Source organism: Pseudomonas sp. T8, from assembly GCF_024610635.1.
GTDB classification, from domain to species: Bacteria; Pseudomonadota; Gammaproteobacteria; order Pseudomonadales; family Pseudomonadaceae; genus Aquipseudomonas; species Aquipseudomonas chlororaphis_I.
In genome coordinates this window covers 3,079,806-3,097,966 of sequence record NZ_CP102374.1, presented here as the reverse complement: position 1 = coordinate 3,097,966, position 18,161 = coordinate 3,079,806, and the positions used below count along the sequence as shown (strand labels likewise).

Annotated in this window: 17 protein-coding genes; 10 read left to right on the top strand and 7 right to left on the bottom strand. The window is 62.9% G+C overall.

All coding sequences use genetic code 11. The features are described from left to right. The first annotated feature begins 8 nt into the window (after nt 1-8). The 5 genes from NRG23_RS13905 to NRG23_RS13885 all read left to right on the top strand — a co-directional run bounded on the left by NRG23_RS13905 (nt 9) and on the right by NRG23_RS13885 (nt 3,942). Complete coding sequence (locus NRG23_RS13905; protein WP_009047110.1) at nt 9-668, top strand: FadR/GntR family transcriptional regulator; 660 nt, start codon at nt 9-11, stop codon at nt 666-668. Next, nucleotides 658-1,977 carry a CynX/NimT family MFS transporter gene (locus NRG23_RS13900; protein ID WP_028681716.1) on the top strand — a complete coding sequence of 440 codons (1,320 nt, stop codon included), beginning with the start codon at nt 658-660 and terminating at the stop codon, nt 1,975-1,977. Before NRG23_RS13905 ends, NRG23_RS13900 begins: the two co-directional genes overlap by 11 nt. A 99-nt stretch (nt 1,978-2,076) precedes the next feature. After that, nucleotides 2,077-2,547, top strand: coding sequence for a nuclear transport factor 2 family protein (locus NRG23_RS13895; RefSeq protein WP_216311306.1), 471 nt, complete (start codon nt 2,077-2,079; stop codon nt 2,545-2,547). Between the two features lie 51 nt (nt 2,548-2,598). After that, nucleotides 2,599-2,922 (top strand): GIY-YIG nuclease family protein, encoded by a 324-nt coding sequence (locus tag NRG23_RS13890; RefSeq protein ID WP_053268259.1) that lies wholly within the window; start codon nt 2,599-2,601, stop codon nt 2,920-2,922. Nucleotides 2,923-3,006: 84 nt separating this feature from the next. Next, nucleotides 3,007-3,942 (top strand): glutathione S-transferase family protein, encoded by a 936-nt coding sequence (locus NRG23_RS13885; protein WP_257374817.1) that lies wholly within the window; start codon nt 3,007-3,009, stop codon nt 3,940-3,942. Nucleotides 3,943-4,002: 60 nt separating this feature from the next. Here the strand turns inward: NRG23_RS13885 and NRG23_RS13880 are convergent, their stop codons facing one another. Continuing rightward, a complete protein-coding gene (locus NRG23_RS13880) occupies nt 4,003-4,356 on the bottom strand; it encodes a glutaredoxin domain-containing protein (RefSeq protein WP_257374815.1) in 354 nt (117 codons plus the stop codon). Further along, nucleotides 4,356-5,360: a nucleoid-associated protein YejK gene (gene yejK / locus NRG23_RS13875; protein ID WP_007932136.1), complete on the bottom strand. Its 1,005-nt coding sequence runs from the start codon at nt 5,358-5,360 to the stop codon at nt 4,356-4,358. The genes NRG23_RS13880 and yejK overlap by 1 nt, the downstream gene beginning before the upstream one ends. Nucleotides 5,361-5,755: 395 nt before the next feature. On the opposite strand from yejK, the gene NRG23_RS13870 reads away from it, so the two are divergent. After that, entirely contained in the window at nt 5,756-6,037 is a 282-nt protein-coding gene (locus NRG23_RS13870; RefSeq protein WP_007932138.1) for an HU family DNA-binding protein, read from the top strand. Nucleotides 6,038-6,138: 101 nt separating this feature from the next. Here the strand turns inward: NRG23_RS13870 and rlmF are convergent, their stop codons facing one another. The 5 genes from rlmF to NRG23_RS13845 form a co-directional block, all read right to left on the bottom strand. Next, entirely contained in the window at nt 6,139-7,164 is a 1,026-nt protein-coding gene (rlmF, locus tag NRG23_RS13865; RefSeq protein WP_009047117.1) for a 23S rRNA (adenine(1618)-N(6))-methyltransferase RlmF, read from the bottom strand. Nucleotides 7,165-7,368: 204 nt separating this feature from the next. After that, a complete protein-coding gene (locus tag NRG23_RS13860) occupies nt 7,369-10,215 on the bottom strand; it encodes a valine--tRNA ligase (RefSeq protein ID WP_009047118.1) in 2,847 nt (948 codons plus the stop codon). Nucleotides 10,216-10,362: 147 nt separating this feature from the next. After that, entirely contained in the window at nt 10,363-10,833 is a 471-nt protein-coding gene (locus NRG23_RS13855) for a hypothetical protein (RefSeq protein WP_038630662.1), read from the bottom strand. 7 nt (nt 10,834-10,840) lie between these two features. Continuing rightward, on the bottom strand, nt 10,841-11,269 hold the full coding sequence (locus NRG23_RS13850) for a DNA polymerase III subunit chi (RefSeq protein ID WP_007932146.1): 429 nt from the start codon (nt 11,267-11,269) through the stop codon (nt 10,841-10,843). 60 nt (nt 11,270-11,329) lie between these two features. Beyond that, nucleotides 11,330-12,820: a leucyl aminopeptidase gene (locus NRG23_RS13845; protein WP_041985812.1), complete on the bottom strand. Its 1,491-nt coding sequence runs from the start codon at nt 12,818-12,820 to the stop codon at nt 11,330-11,332. Between the two features lie 311 nt (nt 12,821-13,131). Here NRG23_RS13845 and lptF point away from each other — a divergent pair, with 311 nt between their 5' ends. From lptF to lepB, 4 genes are all read left to right on the top strand, one after another. Beyond that, a complete protein-coding gene (gene lptF / locus NRG23_RS13840; RefSeq protein ID WP_009047122.1) occupies nt 13,132-14,250 on the top strand; it encodes an LPS export ABC transporter permease LptF in 1,119 nt (372 codons plus the stop codon). Then, on the top strand, nt 14,243-15,304 hold the full coding sequence (lptG, locus tag NRG23_RS13835) for an LPS export ABC transporter permease LptG (protein WP_016702720.1): 1,062 nt from the start codon (nt 14,243-14,245) through the stop codon (nt 15,302-15,304). Before lptF ends, lptG begins: the two co-directional genes overlap by 8 nt. A 168-nt stretch (nt 15,305-15,472) precedes the next feature. Next, nucleotides 15,473-17,272, top strand: a complete 1,800-nt coding sequence (lepA, locus tag NRG23_RS13830) for a translation elongation factor 4 (protein WP_007932152.1) — start codon at nt 15,473-15,475, stop codon at nt 17,270-17,272. Between the two features lie 5 nt (nt 17,273-17,277). Next, on the top strand, nt 17,278-18,132 hold the full coding sequence (gene lepB / locus NRG23_RS13825) for a signal peptidase I (protein WP_007932153.1): 855 nt from the start codon (nt 17,278-17,280) through the stop codon (nt 18,130-18,132). The last annotated feature ends 29 nt before the right edge of the window (nt 18,133-18,161 follow it).

The following is an 18,161-nucleotide window of genomic DNA, read 5'->3' as shown; positions in this document are numbered from 1 at the left end:
GACTGCATATGACAGAAATTTCTCCTTTGATTAAACGCTCCCTGGTCGATCAGGCCCTGGAACAACTGCGCCAGCGCATCAATGACGGTGCATGGAGCATCGGCCAGCGCCTGCCGACCGAGCCGGAGCTGGCGGCGGAACTGGGCATCAGTCGTAACACTGTGCGCGAGGCCATGCGGGTCCTGGCGTTTTCCGGCCTGGTGGAGATTCGCCAGGGCGACGGCAGTTACCTGCGCGCGGTGGTCGATCCGCTGGATACCCTCAAGGCCCTGTCCCAGTGCTCCCTGGAGCAGGCGCGCGAAACCCGGCAGATCATCGAGACGGAGGCCATCGGCCTGGCGGCCTTGCGACGTACCGACCAGGATCTGCTGGAATTGCGCGAAGCCCTGGCCCTCAGCGGCGATCACTATCACGGCGATCTGGAGAGCTACATCGCCTGCGACCTGGTGTTTCACGGGCGCCTGGTGGACGCCGCGCATAACCCCACCCTCAGCGAGCTGTACCGCTATTTCTCCAGCGTGGTCGGCGCGCAACTGCGCCAGACCCTGAACATCCATCCCCGGCGCCAGGCCGTGTTCGATCTGCACATCGACCTGCTGGACGCCGTCGAGCAGCGCGACCCGGAGCGGGCCAAGGCCATTTCCCGGCAGCTGATCAATGAACCTTGAGACCGAGAGCACCATGTCCAGCCACCAGGCCAATAACCCGCCACCTATTGCTGTCCCTCGACGCGAGGCCGAGCTCGAAGAGCTGCTGATCGACGCCGAGGCCGACGATGCCGAGGTCCAGCAGAGCCACCCGGCGCCGCGTCGCCCGTGGCTGTTGCTGCTGGGGCTGATCCTGGTGGCGCTGAACCTGCGCCCGGCGCTGTCGAGCATGGCGCCGCTGCTCAGCGAGGTGTCGCGCAGCCTCGGGCTGTCGGCGGCCCAGGCCGGCCTGCTGACTACCTTGCCGGTGCTGTGCCTGGGCCTGTTCGCCCCGCTGGCCCCGGTGCTGGCGCGGCGCTTTGGTGCCGAGCGGGTGGTGCTCGGCATTCTGCTGACGCTGGCGTGCGGGATTATCCTGCGCAGCTCCCTGGGGGACGTCGGGCTGTTCGCCGGCAGCATCCTCGGTGGCGCCAGCATCGGTGTGATCGGGGTGTTGCTGCCGGGCATCGTCAAGCGCGACTTCGCCAAACACGCCGGCACCATGACCGGGGTCTACACCATGGCCCTGTGCCTGGGCGCGGCGATGGCCGCGGGGGCGACCGTGCCCTTGAGCCAGCACTTTGATAACAGCTGGGCGCTGGGCCTCGGTTTCTGGGCGTTGCCGGCGCTGGCGGCGGCGCTGTTCTGGCTGCCCCAGGTCGGCAAGCGGCAAGGCGCGCACCATGTGGCCTATCGGGTGCGCGGTTTGCTGCGCGATCCGCTGGCCTGGCAAGTGACGCTGTACATGGGCCTGCAATCCTCGCTGGCCTACATCGTGTTTGGCTGGCTGCCGTCGATCCTGATCGGCCGTGGCCTGAGCCCGACCCAGGCGGGGCTGGTGCTGTCCGGCTCGGTGATCGTCCAGCTCGCCAGTTCGCTGGCCGCGCCCTGGCTGGCGACGCGGGGCAAGGACCAGCGCCTGGCGATCGTGGTGGTGATGCTGCTCACCCTCGGCGGCCTGTTCGGCTGCCTGTATGCCCCTATCGACGGCCTGTGGGGCTGGGCGATCCTGCTGGGCGTGGGGCAGGGCGGGACCTTCAGCCTGGCGCTGACCCTGATCGTCCTGCGTTCGAAGGACGCCCATGTGGCGGCCAACCTGTCGAGCATGGCCCAGGGCATCGGCTACACCCTGGCCTCCATGGGCCCGTTCGCGGTCGGCCTGGTGCATGACTGGACCGGTGGCTGGACCGCCCTGGGCTGGATTTTCGCGGTGATCGGCCTGGGGGCCATAGTGGCTGGCCTGGGCGCCGGGCGTGCGCTCTACGTGCAGGTCGAAAGCGAAAAAATCTGATCCGTCCCACTGTCGGTATTTGCGCGGCGAATGCCGATAGTGTTTCCCGGGTTTGCAGACTATCGTGCAGGCATCTTTCCCTGAGTCGGAGCCTGTTTCATGAGTGACGCCCACCGCGCCTTGATCACTGAGTTCTATAGCGCCTTCCAGCGCCTGGATGCCGAGGCCATGGCCGCCTGCTACACCGAGGATGTGCTGTTCAGTGATCCGGCGTTCGGCGAACTGCGCGGCCGCGATGCCGGGGACATGTGGCGCATGCTCACCACCCGGGCCAAGGACTTCTCCCTGACCTTCGACAAGGTGCGCGCCGATGAGCGCAGCGGCGAAGCCCACTGGGTGGCGACCTACCTGTTCAGCCAGACCGGCAATACCGTGGTCAACGATATCCAGGCGCGTTTCGTGTTCCGTGACGGCAAGATCTGCGAGCACCACGATCATTTCAATATGTGGCGCTGGGCCCGCCAGGCCCTGGGCACCAAGGGCCTGATCCTCGGCTGGACCCCGCTGCTGAAAAACACCGTGCGCGCCCAGGCCCGCAAGGGCCTGAAAGCCTTCCAGGCCGGCCGCTGAATCGTTGCCTCTGGTAAGATCGCGGCTTGTTATCCACATGCCGCGATCACCGTGACCCGCCCCAGCCAATCCCCCGCCAACGACGCAGAATCTGTACCCGTGGTGAGCAAACCCTGGTTTGTCTACCTGGTGCGTGCCGCCAACGGCGCCTTGTACTGCGGCATCAGCGACGACCCGGTCAAGCGTTTCGCCAAGCACCAGAGCGGCAAGGGCGCACGCTTCTTCCTCTCCAGCCCCGCCGTCGCGCTGGTCTACACCGAAGCCTGCCGCGACAAGAGCGAAGCCCTGCGCCAGGAACGGCTGATCAAGAAACTCCGGAAAAGCGCCAAGGAATGCCTGGTGGCCTCGGCCGTCGTGGCTTATCAAGCGGACTGATACGTTGCCATCAGGCAGATCGGTGGGCTGTCAGGAGATTGCACGCTAAGCTGGCTCTTCCTACTTATCCAGTGGAACCCCAGCATGTCAGAGTTGATTCTGCATCATTACCCAACTTCTCCTTTCGCGGAAAAAGCCCGGCTGTTGCTCGGCTTCAAGGGCTTGTCCTGGCGCTCGGTGAAGATCTCACCGGTGATGCCCAAACCCGATCTCACCGCGCTCACCGGTGGTTACCGCAAGACCCCGGTGCTGCAGGTCGGCGCCGACATTTATTGCGACACGGCGCTGATCGCCCGGCGGCTGGAGCAGGAAAAGGCCTCGCCGGCACTGTTTCCTGAAGGCCGGGAAATGGTCAGCGCGACCTTCGCGGCCTGGGCCGATTCGGTGGTGTTCCAGCATACGGTGAGCCTGGTGTTCCAGCCGGAGTCGGCGGCCGTGCGTTTCGGCCATTTGCCGCCGGAAGCGGTCAAGGCCTTCATGGCCGACCGCGCCGGGCTGTTCAGCGGCGGTAGTTCTGCCCGAGTGCCGCTGGAGTTGGCCAAGCATCAATGGCCGACGCTGATGGCGCGCCTGGAACAGCAGTTGCAGCGCGAGGAGGGCGACTTCCTGTTCGGCGATCCGTCGATTGCCGACTTCGCCATGGCCCACCCCCTGTGGTTCCTCAAGGGCACGCCGGTGACCGCACCGCTGGTGGACGCCTATCCGGCGGTGGCGGCATGGCTGGCCCGGGTACTGGGTTTCGGCCATGGCGCTTCGAGTGCCATGACCTCCGAGGAGGCGCTGGAAGTGGCGCGCAGGGCTACCCCGGCAGCCTTGCCGGATGAAGTCTTCATCGATCCGAACGGTTTCCACGCCGGCCAGCGGGTGCGGATTGCGGCGACCGACTATGGCGTCGATCCGGTGGAGGGGGAGTTGCTGTTTGCCGGGCGCGAGGAGTTGATCCTGCGTCGTGAAGACCCGCGCGGCGGGGTGGTGCATGTGCACTTCCCGCATTTCGGGTTCCGCATCGAGGCGCTGTAAGGCTGAGAATTTATCGCGGGCCAGCTCGCTGTAGAAGTGAGCTGGCCCGTGATGAAGGTTTTAGCGCTGCAACGCCGCCATGATCTGGTCCGGGTCGTAGGTGCGGATCAGCGTGCCGTTCACATCGAGGATCGGAATTCCTCGTCCACCCAGGGCTTCATAGGTCTTGCGCGCCTCGGCATCCTTCTCGATATCGAACTCGCGAAAGGCAATGCCCTTCTGATCGAGAAAGCGCCGGGTGGCCTTGCAGTAGCCGCACCAGTCGGTGGCGTAGAGCACCACCCGGGCATTGGTCCGGACCTGCTCCGAGGCGGCCTGCGAGGGGTTGAACAGGCGCTCGAGCTTGCCCCAGTTCTGGTACGCCACGACCACCAGCAGGATCAGCAGGAACTTCTTCAGCACGCCCTGCAGCATCAGTTGCGGCGCTTGAGCTGATCGGTCAGTTGGGTCGGCAGGCCCTTGATGATCAGGGTCCCGGCTTCTTCGTCATACTCGATCTTCGAGCCCAGCAAGTGCGCCTCGAAGCTGATGGACAAGCCTTCGGCGCGGCCGGTGAAGCGGCGGAACTGGTTGAGGGTGCGCTTGTCCGCCGGGATCTCCGGCGACAGGCCGTAGTCCTTGTTGCGGATGTGATCGTAGAACGCCTTGGGGCGGTCCTCGTCGATCAGCTCCGAGAGCTCTTCCAGGCCCACGGGTTCGCCGAGCTTGGCCTGGCTGCTGGCGTAGTCCACCAGGGCCTTGGTCTTTTCCCGGGCGGATTCTTCCGGCAGGTCTTCGCTTTCGACGAAGTCGCTGAACGCCTTGAGCAGGGTGCGGGTCTCGCCCGGGCCGTCGACGCCTTCCTGGCAGCCGATGAAGTCGCGGAAGTACTCCGAGACTTTCTTGCCGTTCTTGCCCTTGATGAACGAGATGTACTGTTTCGACTGCTTGTTGTTCTGCCACTCGGAGACGTTGATCCGCGCGGCCAGGTGCAACTGGCCCAGGTCCAGGTGGCGAGACGGGGTCACGTCCAGCTCGTCGGTCACCGCCACGCCTTCGCTGTGGTGCAGCAGGGCGATGGCCAGGTAGTCGGTCATGCCTTGCTGGTAGTGGGCGAACAGCACGTGGCCGCCGACCGACAGGTTGGATTCTTCCATCAGCTTTTGCAGGTGCTCGACCGCGACGCGGCTGAAGGCGGTGAAGTCCTGGCCGCCGTCGAGGTATTCCTTCAGCCAGCCGCTGAAGGGAAACGCGCCGGACTCCGGGTGGAACAGGCCCCAGGCTTTGCCCTGTTTGGCGTTATAGCTTTCGTTGAGATCGGCGAGCATGTTCTCGATGGCCGCGGATTCAGCCAGTTCGGAATCGCGGGCGTGCAGAACTGCGGGTGTGCCGTCGGGTTTTTTGTCGATCAGGTGGACGATGCAATGGCGGATCGGCATGGGCTTCTCGGCTGGTTGGCGGGAGAGGGCGTGACTCCCCGAAAAAGTGCCCAGTGTACCGCACCCGCTGGTTTTGGCGCTGTTTGAAGGGTGTGGAGGGCGGCCTGGGTCAAGCTTATGCATTTTTTTACGGATTTAGAGCAATAAAGCTGACCAAATGGCTAGGTAGAGGCGGATATTTCCCCGTCTCTGTGCTAGTTTTGCCCCGTCTTACGCGATGTCTCGGCGTTAAGCGTGCATTCAGCATTTGTCAGGTCGAACCAAACCCTGATTTCGGTATCTATAACCCCGATCTTTCGTGGTTGTGACCGGGGTGCCAGATCCACAAGATCTGGCTCGATGGCTGACACTGCACTCTGCAATCCAAATGAATTTGATAGGGAAGGAACACCACAATGGCTATTACTAAAGACCAACTGATCGCTGATATCGCTGAAGCTATCGACGCGCCGAAAACCACCGCGCGTAACGCTCTGGACCAACTGGCCCAGATCGTTGCTGATCAATTGGAAAATGGCGGCGAAATCACTCTGCCAGGTATCGGCAAACTGAAAGTGACCGAGCGTCCTGCCCGTACTGGCCGTAACCCATCGACTGGCGCTGCCATCGAAATCGCTGCCAAGAAAGTTATCAAGCTGGTTGTGGCTAAAGGCCTGACCGACTCGATCAACAAGTAAGACTGCAGTAAGACCGTGCCTCGGAACACTTCCGGGCACGGTTTTCAGGCTTTAAGGCCGCAACGATTTACGCAAGGTAAATCGCCGTTTTCCCCCTCGTACTATCCCTTCCGAACCCAACGCTCCTGGCGCCAGGCCTGTTGCTGTGCCTTGTCCTTGAAGGTCCAGGCGACGAAGCGGCTCTGTTTCTGCCCCTGTGACATCTCCACCACCTGACTCTCCAGCGCCCCGGCCTTTTTCAGCGCGGCCTGAATCGCCGGCAGGTTCGAGGCTTTCGACACCAGGGTGCTGAACCACAGCACCTGTTGCGCCACCTGGGCGCTTTCGCCGATCAGCTGGGTCACGAAGCGCGCTTCGCCACCTTCGCACCACAACTCCGCCGCCTGGCCGCCAAAGTTCAGCACCGGCAGCTTGCGCTTGGGATCGGCCTTGCCCAGGGCCCGCCATTTGCGCTGGCTGCCGCGCGTGGCTTCCTCCAGGGAGGCATGGAACGGCGGATTGCACAGGGTCAGGTCGAAGCGCTCGTCGCTCTCCAGCAGCCCCAGCAGGATCTGCTTGCGGTTGGCTTGCTGGCGCAGGCCGATGGCCTTGTTCAGGCCGTTGGCCTGGACGATTGCCTTGGCGGCGGCGAGGGCGGTGGTGTCGATGTCGGAACCGAGGAACTGCCAGCGGTAATCGGAGTGGCCGATCAGCGGGTAGATGCAGTTGGCGCCGACCCCGATGTCCAGCACCCGCACCGCCGCGCCGCGGGGAATTACGCCTTCGTTATGCGCGGCCAGCAGGTCGGCGAGGAAGTGCACGTAATCGGCGCGACCGGGTACCGGAGGGCAGAGGAAGTCGGCCGGGATGTCCCAATGGGCGATGCCGTAGAACGCCTTGAGCAATGCCCGGTTGAACACCCGCACCGCCGCCGGGTTGGCGAAGTCGATGCTCTCCTTGCCGTAGGGATTGATGATCACGAAAGCCCCCAGTTCCGGGGTGCTCTTGATCAACTGCGCAAAGTCATAGCGGCCTTGATGGCGATTGCGCGGGTGCAGGCTGGCCTTTTCTCGCGGCGCGACGGCCTTGGCCGGGGCAGGAGGTTGAGGCTTTTTGCGCGGAACTTTGGGAGGGCGGGGGGCGGTCATGGGCGAAATCGGTTCGGGTATGGCTCAAAGTGGCGCGCATTGTCCCATATCTGCCCCGGCAGCGGCGCCGCCAGGATAACGCGGTGTGCCAGGAATAACGCTTCGCGGGTAAGCCTCGCGCCTACAGAGGCATGAGCCTTTCGGTCGGGTATAAAAAAGGGAGCCCTTTGCAGGGCTCCCTTTTTATGACCGCTCGAATCGCCGTTACAGGCTGGAGATCCGTGCGTGCTGCTCGGCCAGCTTGCCCAGAGCCTGTTCGGCTTCGGCCAGTTTGGCGCGTTCCTTGTCGATCACTTCGGCCGGGGCCTTGTCGACGAAGGCGGCGTTGGACAGCTTGCCGCCGACCCGCTGCACTTCGCCTTGCAGGCGCTGGATTTCCTTGTCCAGGCGCGCCAGTTCGGCACCCTTGTCGATCAGGCCGGCCATCGGCACCAGCACTTCCATCTCGCCGACCAGGGCGGTGGCGGACAGCGGTGCTTCGTCGCCGGCTTGTAGCACGGTGATCGATTCGAGTTTGGCCAGCTTCCTCAGCAGGGTCTCGTTTTCGCTCAGGCGGCGCTGGTCTTCGGCGCTGGCGTTCTTCAGGAACAATGCCAGTGGCTTGCCTGGGCCGATGTTCATTTCGGCACGGATGTTACGGGTGCCGAGCATCAGGCCCTTGAGCCATTCGATGTCGTCTTCGGCGGCCTGGTCGATGCGCGCTTCAACGGCCACCGGCCAGGGTTGCAGCATGATGGTCTTGCCCTGGATGCCGGCCAGCGGCGCCAGGCGCTGCCAGATTTCTTCGGTGATGAACGGCATGAACGGATGGGCCAGGCGCAGCGCCACTTCCAGTACACGCACCAGGGTGCGACGGGTGCCGCGCTGGCGCTCGACCGGCGCGTTTTCGTCCCACAGCACCGGCTTGGACAATTCCAGGTACCAGTCGCAGTACTGGTTCCAGATGAACTCGTACAGCGCCTGGGCCGCCAGGTCGAAGCGGAACTGGTCCAGCTGGCGGGTCACTTCGGCTTCGGTGCGCTGCAGCTGGGAGATGATCCAGCGATCGGCCAGCGACAGCTCGTAGGCTTCGCCGTTCTGACCGCAGTCCTCGCCCTTGTCCAGCACGTAGCGCGCGGCGTTCCAGATCTTGTTGCAGAAGTTGCGATAGCCTTCGACGCGGCCCATGTCGAACTTGATGTCGCGGCCGGTGGACGCCAGCGAGCAGAAGGTGAAGCGCAGGGCGTCGGTGCCATAGCTGGCGATGCCGTCGGCGAACTCCTGGCGGGTCTGCTTCTCGATCTTCTTCGCCAGTTGCGGCTGCATCATGCCGGTGGTGCGTTTCTGCACCAGGGCTTCGAGCTCGATACCGTCGATGATGTCCAGCGGGTCAAGGACGTTGCCCTTGGACTTGGACATCTTCTGGCCCTGGCCGTCGCGAACCAGGCCGTGTACGTACACGGTCTTGAACGGAACCTGCGGGGTGCCGTCTTCGTTCTTCACCAGGTGCATGGTGAGCATGATCATCCGGGCGACCCAGAAGAAAATGATGTCGAAACCGGTCACCAGCACGTCGGTCGGGTGGAAGGTCTTGAGGAACTCGGTCTGCTCCGGCCAGCCCAGGGTGGAGAAGGTCCACAGGCCCGAACTGAACCAGGTGTCGAGGACGTCGTTGTCCTGTTGCAGTGCAACCTCAGGCCCGAGGTTGTGCTTGGCGCGCACTTCGGCTTCGTCGCGGCCGACATAGACCTTGCCCGACTCGTCGTACCAGGCCGGGATGCGGTGGCCCCACCACAGCTGGCGGCTGATGCACCAGTCCTGGATATCGCGCATCCAGGAGAAGTACATGTTTTCGTACTGTTTCGGCACGAAGGCGATGCGGCCGTCTTCCACGGCGGCAATGGCCGGCTCGGCCAGCGGCTTGGTGGAGACGTACCACTGGTCGGTCAGCCACGGCTCGATGATGGTGCCGGAGCGGTCGCCTTTCGGCACTTTCAGGGCGTGGTCGTCGACGCTGACCAGCAGGCCGGCGGCGTCGAACGCGGCGACGATTTCCTTGCGCGCCTGGAAACGGTTGAGACCGGCGAATTCGGCCGGGATCTTGCCATCGATGCTTTCGTTCAGCGTGCCGTCCAGGTTGAACACCTGGGCAGCCGGCAGCACTTCGGCGTTCTTGTCGAAGATGTTCAGCAGCGGCAGGTTGTGGCGCTTGCCGACTTCGTAGTCGTTGAAGTCGTGGGCCGGGGTGATCTTCACGCAGCCGGTGCCGAATTCAGGGTCGCAGTAGTCGTCGCCGATGATCGGGATGCGACGGCCCACCAGCGGCAGTTCGACGAACTTGCCGATCAGCGCCTTGTAGCGTTCGTCGTTCGGGTTAACGGCCACGGCGGAGTCGCCGAGCATGGTTTCCGGACGGGTGGTGGCGACGATCAGGTAGTCCAGGCCTTCGGCGGTCTTGGCGCCGTCGGCCAGCGGGTAGCGCAGGTTCCACAGCGAACCTTTCTCGTCATGGTTTTCCACTTCGAGGTCGGAGATCGCGGTGTGCAGCTTGGTGTCCCAGTTGACCAGACGCTTGCCGCGGTAGATCAGGCCGTCTTCGTGCAGGCGCACGAAGGCTTCTTTAACGGCTTCGGAAAGACCGTCGTCCATGGTGAAGCGCTCGCGGCTCCAGTCCACGGACGAGCCCAGGCGGCGGATCTGGCGGCTGATGTTGCCGCCGGACTGATCCTTCCACTCCCAGACTTTCTCGAGGAATTTTTCCCGGCCCAGATCGTGACGATTCTGGCCCTGGGCTTCGATCTGACGCTCCACCAGCATCTGGGTGGCGATACCGGCGTGGTCGGTACCCGGCTGCCACAGGGTGTTGCGGCCCTGCATGCGGCGGAAGCGGATCAAGGCATCCATGATCGCGTTGTTGAAGCCATGGCCCATGTGCAGGCTGCCAGTGACGTTCGGTGGCGGAATCATGATGGTGTACGAGTCGCCCGCGCCTTGCGGGGCGAAGTAATTCTCTGACTCCCAGGTCTGGTACCAGGAAGTTTCAATGGCGTGCGGCTGGTAGGTCTTATCCATGCGCGGCGGGACCCTATTGGCATTTATTCAGGAAAAGCCGGGAAGTATAGCGGAGGGGGGTAGCTGCAAGCCACAAGCGGCAAGTTCCAAGTGACAAGATCGCCATACCCGGCTTTTGCTTGCAACTTGCAACTTGCAACTTGCGACTTATGGCTTGCCGCTTGTCGCTGCGGCGAGCAAGCGATCCATGCGCGCGTCGAGGCGGCGCTTGATTTCGGTTTCGATGTGCGGGGCGAAGTCGTCGATCACGTCTTGCATGATCAGTTGCGCGGCGGCGCGCAGTTCGCTGTCCAGGTGCAGCAGGGCATCCTGGCTCTTGGGCGCTGGAGCGGGTTTTGGTGTCGGTGCTGGTGCAGGGGCTGGAGCGGCCGCTACAGGAGCAGGTGGCGGTTCGACCACCGGAGCGGGGGCCGGTTGTGGCTCTGCCGGCGCCTCTTCGAGGGTTTCGACGGCAGGCTTGCCGCCGACCATATCGAACAGCAGTGGAATCTGCACTTCGCCGTCGACGGTCTCGGTCAGCAGCGGAGGTTGCAGGTCGTCATCGCCGAGCAGTTGGCGGATGGACTCGAGGTCATCCAGCAGGTGCGCGGACTTTTGCAGCGGTTTGGGAGTGTCCATCGATGGCTCAGAGTCGCTGTAAACGGTGATCTTGCAGAGGATAGCCCTGTTCGCGGTAGAAACGGAAACTCTCGCGAGCGGCCTGGCGGATAGTCGGGTCTTCCACCACCACTTCGGCGATGCGGGCAAACCGCTGGGCAAATGCCGGGACTTTCAGGTCCAGGTTGACCAGCAGGTCATGGTGCTCGCCGGGGTCGTCGCCCAGGCCGAGAACGATCAGGCCATCCGGCTCGCTTTCGGCGGGGCCGTGGGGCACGAAGGTTTCGCCCTTGAAGCGCCACAACCGGGCGTCGAGCTCATCGCGCTGGGCCGCGTCGCTGCAATGCAGGTAGATGCGGTGCCCCATGCGCCAGGCCTTGTCGGTGAGCTTGCAGGCGAAGTCCAGGCGTGCCGAAGGATCCGCGCTGGGAAGGATATAGAAGTCGACTTTGGTCATTGCGGTTCCTGAACCCGGGAGTGCGCCGCGGGTGGGCGGCGCACCCCGAGGTCATAGGTTTCAGGCTTTGGCGCGGTCCAGCAGGTACTGGGTCAGCAGGGGAACCGGACGGCCAGTGGCGCCCTTGTCCTTGCCGCCGCTGGTCCAGGCGGTCCCGGCGATATCCAGGTGCGCCCAGTTGTACTGCTTGGTGAAGCGCGACAGGAAGCAGGCAGCGGTGATGGTGCCGGCTTTCGGGCCGCCGATGTTGGCGATGTCGGCGAACGGGCTGTCCAGCTGTTCCTGGTACTCGTCGAACAGCGGCAGTTGCCAGGCACGGTCGTCAGCCTGGACGCCGGCGCTCAGCAACTGGCCGATCAACTCGTCGTTGTTGCCCAGGAGGCCCGAGGTATGGGAGCCGAGGGCGACCACGCAGGCACCGGTCAGGGTGGCGATGTCGATCACCGCCTGTGGCTTGAAGCGCTCGGCGTAGGTCAGGGCATCGCACAGCACCAGGCGGCCTTCGGCGTCGGTGTTGAGGATTTCCACGGTCTGGCCGCTCATGGTGGTGACGATATCGCCCGGACGCGAAGCGGTGCCGCTCGGCATGTTCTCGGCGCAGGCCAGGATGCACACCAGGTTGATCGGCAGCTTGAGTTCCAGCACGGCGCGCAGGGTACCGAACACGCTGGCGGCACCACCCATGTCGTACTTCATTTCATCCATGCCGGCGCCAGGCTTGAGGCTGATGCCGCCGGTGTCGAAGGTGATGCCCTTGCCGACCAGGGTGTACGGCTTCTCGGATTTCTTGCCGCCGTTGTATTGCATGACGATCAGGCGTGGCGGCTGGGCGCTGCCCTGGCCCACGGCATAGAACGAGCCCATGCCCAGTTCCTTGATCTTCTTCTCGTCGAGGACTTCGACTTTCAGGGCCTTGAATTCCTTGCCCAGGGCCTTGGCCTGTTCGCCGAGGAAGGTCGGGTGGCAGATGTTCGGCGGCAGGTTGCCCAGGTTGCGGGTGAAGGCCATGCCGTTGGCGATCGCTTTGGCGTGGACCACGGCGCGCTCGACTTCGGCCAGCGCGGCCTTGATGGTCAGCAGGGTGATTTTCTTAAGGGCGCGCGGTTCGGCTTTCTGGCTCTTGAACTGGTCGAAGCTGTATTCGCCGTCCACCAGGGTTTCAGCCAGCAGACGAGTCTTGCCGTAGCTGTCGCGGCCCTTGACCACCACTTCGTCCAGCGCCAGCACGGCATCGCTGCCGCCCAGGCCCTTGAGGGTAGCGAGGATGCCGCTGACGATCTTGCGGAACGGGCGGTCGCCCAGTTCGGCGTCCTTGCCGGTACCGACCAGCAGGACACGTTCGGCCTTCAGGTTCGGCAGGGCGTGCAACAGCAGGCTCTGGCCGACCTTGCCGTCCAGGTCGCCGCGCTTGAGTACCGCGCCGATGGCGCCTCCGCTGAGCTCGTCGAGTTGTTTGGCAACGCTGCCGAGCTTGCGGCCTTCGCCGACGGCGACCACCAGGGTGGCGGTCTTCAACGTTTCCGGGCTAACGCTTTTTACAACCAGTTCCATGTCCGGGTCCCTGAATTAATGGTCAAAGAGCGCAGGGCCAATGCCGTGCGCCAGGCTTGTCATGTCTGTAGCTTTTATAAGGAGAGGCGTCGGCAGCGGCCAACGACAGGGCCGCCAGTTTGAACCCGGGCGGTCGAGGCTGACAACCCTCCCATGAGCGAACTTCGCCGCTTTAGAGGCCTGCGTGAGCATGCGCAGTGACAGGCGCATGCAATCACAGGATAATGCGCCATCTTTTTTCGGCGGCTCGGCTTCACGGGCCGTGTTTGCTTGTTTGGCCGCCTTAGCCTGACAACCCTGGAGTGTCTGGTTTGATCGTCTTCCGTTATCTATCCCGCGAAGTGTTGCTGACCTTGAGCGCCGTGAGTGCCGTTCTGCTGGTCATCATCATGAGCGGACGTTTCGTCAAATACCTCGCGCAAGCGGCCTCGGGCGCACTGGACCCGGGCTCGCTGTTCCTGATCATGGGCTTTCGCCTGCCAGGCTTCCTGCAACTGATCCTGCCGCTGGGGTTGTTCCTCGGCATTCTCCTGGCCTACGGCCGGCTGTACCTCGAAAGCGAAATGACCGTGCTGTCGGCCACCGGCATGAGCCAGCAGCGCCTGCTGGGCATGACCATGATCCCGGCCGCGCTGGTGGCCCTGCTGGTGGCGTGGCTGAGCCTGAGCCTGGCGCCGCAGGGGGCCAATCAGTTCCAGCTGCTGCTGAACAAGCAGGACGCCATGACCGAATTCGACACCCTGGTGCCGGGGCGCTTCCAGGCGCTCAACGACGGTACCCGGGTGACCTATACCGAACACTTGTCCGATGACCGCGCCAACCTGGGCGGTGTGTTCATCTCGGAAAAACGCCTGAGCCAGGACAAGAAGGACCAGGGCATCTCGGTGTTGGTGGCAGAGAAGGGGCACCAGGACATTCGTCCGGACGGCAACCGCTACCTGATCCTGGAAAACGGCTACCGCTACGACGGTAACCCCGGCCAGGCCGATTACCGGGTCATCAAGTACGACACCTACGGCGTATTGCTGGCCAAGCCGGACGTCAGCGACGAAGTCACCGACCGCGACGCCATGCCGACCCGCGACCTGATCGGCAACCCGGAACTGCGCGCCCATGCCGAGCTGCAATGGCGTATTTCCCTGCCGCTGCTGGTGTTTGTCGTGACCCTGATGGCGGTGCCGCTGTCCCGGGTCAACCCGCGCCAGGGCCGCTTCCTCAAACTGCTGCCGGCGATTCTTCTTTATATGGCTTACCTGACCATCCTGATCGCGGCCCGTGGCTCGCTGGAAAAGGGCAAGCTGCCGCAGGCGCTGGGCCTGTGGTGGGTACACGGACTGTTTCTATTGATTGGCCTCGGATTGCTGTACTGGGAACCCTTGCGTCTGAAACTGGCGAGCCGCCGCAGCATGAAGGAGGTGGCTCGTGGTTAAGCTCGATCGCTACATCGGCAACAGTGTCCTGCTGGCCATTCTGGCGGTACTGGGGATCATTCTCGGCCTGGCGTCGCTGTTCGCCTTCATCGACGAAATGGGTAGTGTCAGCGACAACTACACCGTGATGGATGTGCTGAGTTTCGTGGTCATGACGGCGCCGCGCCGGCTCTACGAAATGCTGCCGATGGCGGCCCTGATCGGCTGCCTGATCGGCCTGGGCAGCCTGGCCAGCAACAGCGAGCTGACCATTATGCGCGCCGCTGGCGTGTCCATCGGGCGGATCGTCTGGGCGGTGATGAAGCCGATGCTGTTCCTGATGCTGGCCGGTGTGCTGATCGGCGAGTACGTCGCTCCCGCCACGGAAAGCCAGGCACAGGCCAGTCGCGCGCTGGCCCAGGGTTCGGGCGACGCGCAAAGTTCCAAGCGCGGCCTGTGGCACCGTCAGGGCGAGGAGTTCATCCACATCAACGCCGTGCAACCCAATGGCCTGCTGTATGGCGTGACCCGTTACCACTTCGACGATCAACGGCACATGTTGTCCTCGAGCTTCGCCCGCCAGGCCCGCTTCGAAGAGAACTACTGGCAGCTGAGCGACGTCACCACCACTTATTTCCGTGAAGGCCATACCGAAGTCATCAATACCCCTCAGGAACGCTGGGACGTGGCCTTGAGCCCGCAACTGCTGAGCACTGTGGTGATGGCGCCGGAGTCCCTGTCGATCAGCGGTCTGTGGGGCTATATCCACTACCTGGCCGATCAGGGCCTGAACAACGGTCGCTACTGGCTGGCGTTCTGGGTCAAGGTGCTGCAACCGCTGGTCACCGCGGCCCTGGTATTGATGGCGATTTCGTTCATTTTCGGTCCGTTGCGTTCCGTGACGCTCGGCCAGCGGGTATTCACCGGCGTGCTGGTGGGGTTCACCTTCCGCATCGCCCAGGACCTGCTGGGCCCGTCGAGCCTGGTATTTGGCTTCTCGCCGCTGTTCGCGGTGCTGGTTCCCGCCGGTTTCTGTGCCCTGGCCGGGTTCTGGCTGATGCGCCGGGCCGGCTGACCGGCGCCAATGACGCCACGCGCAAGAGCAACGCCCCTGTCGAAAGACCGGGGCGTTTTGCGTTTATGCACCACTGACAGGCGAACGTGACGCTTGCGTCGTCTATCAGGTACAATTCCCGGCTATTTTTCGGCGGGCTATGCCTGCAGCCTTTTTGAGTGTTGATCCGTGAGTGATTTGAGTCATATCCGCAATTTCTCCATCATCGCCCACATTGACCATGGCAAGTCGACTCTGGCCGATCGCTTCATCCAGATGTGCGGCGGCCTGGCCGAGCGCGAAATGGAAGCCCAGGTTCTGGACTCCATGGACCTTGAGCGTGAACGCGGGATCACCATCAAGGCCCACAGCGTTACCCTCTATTACAAAGCTCGCGACGGCATCACCTACCAGCTGAACTTCATCGACACCCCGGGCCACGTGGACTTCACCTATGAAGTCAGCCGCTCGCTGGCCGCCTGTGAAGGCGCCTTGCTGGTGGTCGACGCTGGCCAGGGCGTGGAAGCGCAGTCGGTCGCCAACTGCTACACCGCCATCGAGCAGGGCCTGGAGGTCATGCCGGTGCTGAACAAGATCGACCTGCCGCAGGCCGATCCGGACCGGGTCAAGGAAGAGATCGAGAAGATCATCGGTATCGATGCCACCGACGCCGTGACCTGCAGCGCCAAGACCGGCCTGGGTGTCGACGAGGTGCTGGAGCGCCTGGTAACCACCATTCCCGCGCCGACCGGCAACATCGAGGATCCGCTGCAAGCGTTGATCATCGACTCCTGGTTCGACAACTATCTGGGCGTCGTGTCCCTGGTTCGCGTGCGCCATGGCCGCGTGAAAAAGGGCGACAAGATCCTGGTGAAATCCACCGGCAAGATCCACCTGGTGGACAGCGTCGGTGTATTCAACCCGAAACACACCGCCACCACCGACCTGAAGGCCGGTGAAGTGGGCTTCATCATCGCCGGCATCAAGGACATTCATGGTGCACCGGTTGGTGACACCCTGACCCTGAGCTCGACCCCTGACGTCGAAGTGCTGCCCGGCTTCAAGCGCATTCAGCCGCAGGTCTACGCCGGCCTGTTCCCGGTCAGCTCCGACGACTTCGAAGACTTCCGCGAAGCCCTGCAAAAGCTCACGCTGAACGACTCGTCGCTGCAATACACCCCGGAAAGCTCCGACGCACTGGGCTTCGGCTTCCGTTGCGGCTTCCTCGGCATGCTGCACATGGAAATCATCCAGGAGCGCCTGGAGCGCGAATACGACCTGGACCTGATCACCACGGCGCCGACGGTGATTTTCGAGCTGCAACTGAAGAATGGTGAGACGATCTACGTCGATAACCCGTCGAAGTTGCCGGATCTGTCGTCCATCGAGGACATGCGCGAGCCGATCGTGCGGGCCAATATCCTTGTGCCGCAGGAGCACCTGGGTAACGTCATTACCCTGTGCATCGAGAAGCGCGGCATACAGCACGACATGCTGTTCCTCGGCAGCCAGGTCCAGGTGACCTACGACCTGCCGATGAACGAAGTGGTCCTGGACTTCTTCGACCGCCTCAAATCCACCAGTCGTGGCTATGCTTCGCTGGATTATCATTTCGATCGCTACCAATCGGCTAATCTGGTCAAGCTGGATGTGCTGATCAACGGTGAGAAAGTCGACGCCCTGGCATTGATCGTGCACCGTGACAACGCGCACTACAAAGGGCGTGCGTTGACCGAGAAGATGAAGGAACTGATTCCTCGGCAGATGTTCGACGTGGCAATCCAGGCCGCCATTGGCGGGCAGATTGTGGCGCGGACAACCGTCAAGGCGCTCAGAAAGAACGTACTGGCCAAATGCTACGGTGGTGACGTTAGCCGTAAGCGCAAGCTGTTGGAAAAGCAGAAGGCCGGTAAGAAACGCATGAAGCAAGTGGGTAACGTGGAGATTCCACAAGAAGCCTTCCTTGCCGTGCTCAGGTTGGATAGTTAGGTCCTATGTCGCTAAATTTCCCGCTGTTGCTGGTCATCGCCGTCGCCGTCTGCGGCCTCTTGGCGTTGCTCGATCTGGTCTTTCTGGCGCCGCGTCGGCGTGCCGCCATTACCAACTATCAGGGCAGCGTCAGCCAGCCGGATGGACTGGTCATCGAGAAACTGAACAAGGAGCCGATGCTGGTCGAGTACGGCAAATCGTTCTTTCCGGTGCTGTTCATCGTGCTGGTGCTGCGTTCGTTCCTGGTGGAACCGTTTCAGATTCCTTCGGGATCGATGAAACCGACCCTGGATGTGGGCGACTTCATCCTGGTGAACAAGTTTTCTTACGGGATCCGCCTGCCGGTGATCGACAAGAAAATCATCGAGGTCGGTGATCCGCAGCGCGGCGATGTGATGGTGTTCCGCTACCCGAGCGATCCGAACGTCAACTACATCAAGCGTGTGGTTGGCCTGCCGGGCGACGAAGTGCGCTACACCAGCGACAAGCGCCTGCTGGTCAACGGCCAGTCGGTCGCCGAACAGCTGGTCGGCTCCGAGCCGGGCACCCTGGGCAGCGCGGAGCTCTACAAGGAAAAACTCGGCGCCGCCGAGCACCTGATCCGCAAGGAAATGAGCCGCTACCGGGCGACCCCGGACCGTCAGTGGACCGTGCCTGCCGGGCACTACTTCATGATGGGCGACAACCGCGACAACTCGAACGACAGCCGCTACTGGGATGACCCGAGCATTCCCAAGGACCTGCTGGGCATGGTTCCCGACAAGAATATCGTCGGCAAGGCCTTCGCAGTCTGGATGAGCTGGCCCGAACCGAAACTCAGCCACCTGCCGAATTTCTCGCGGGTTGGCCTGATCAAGTAATCAAACACGGCGCTGTTGAACACAGCGCC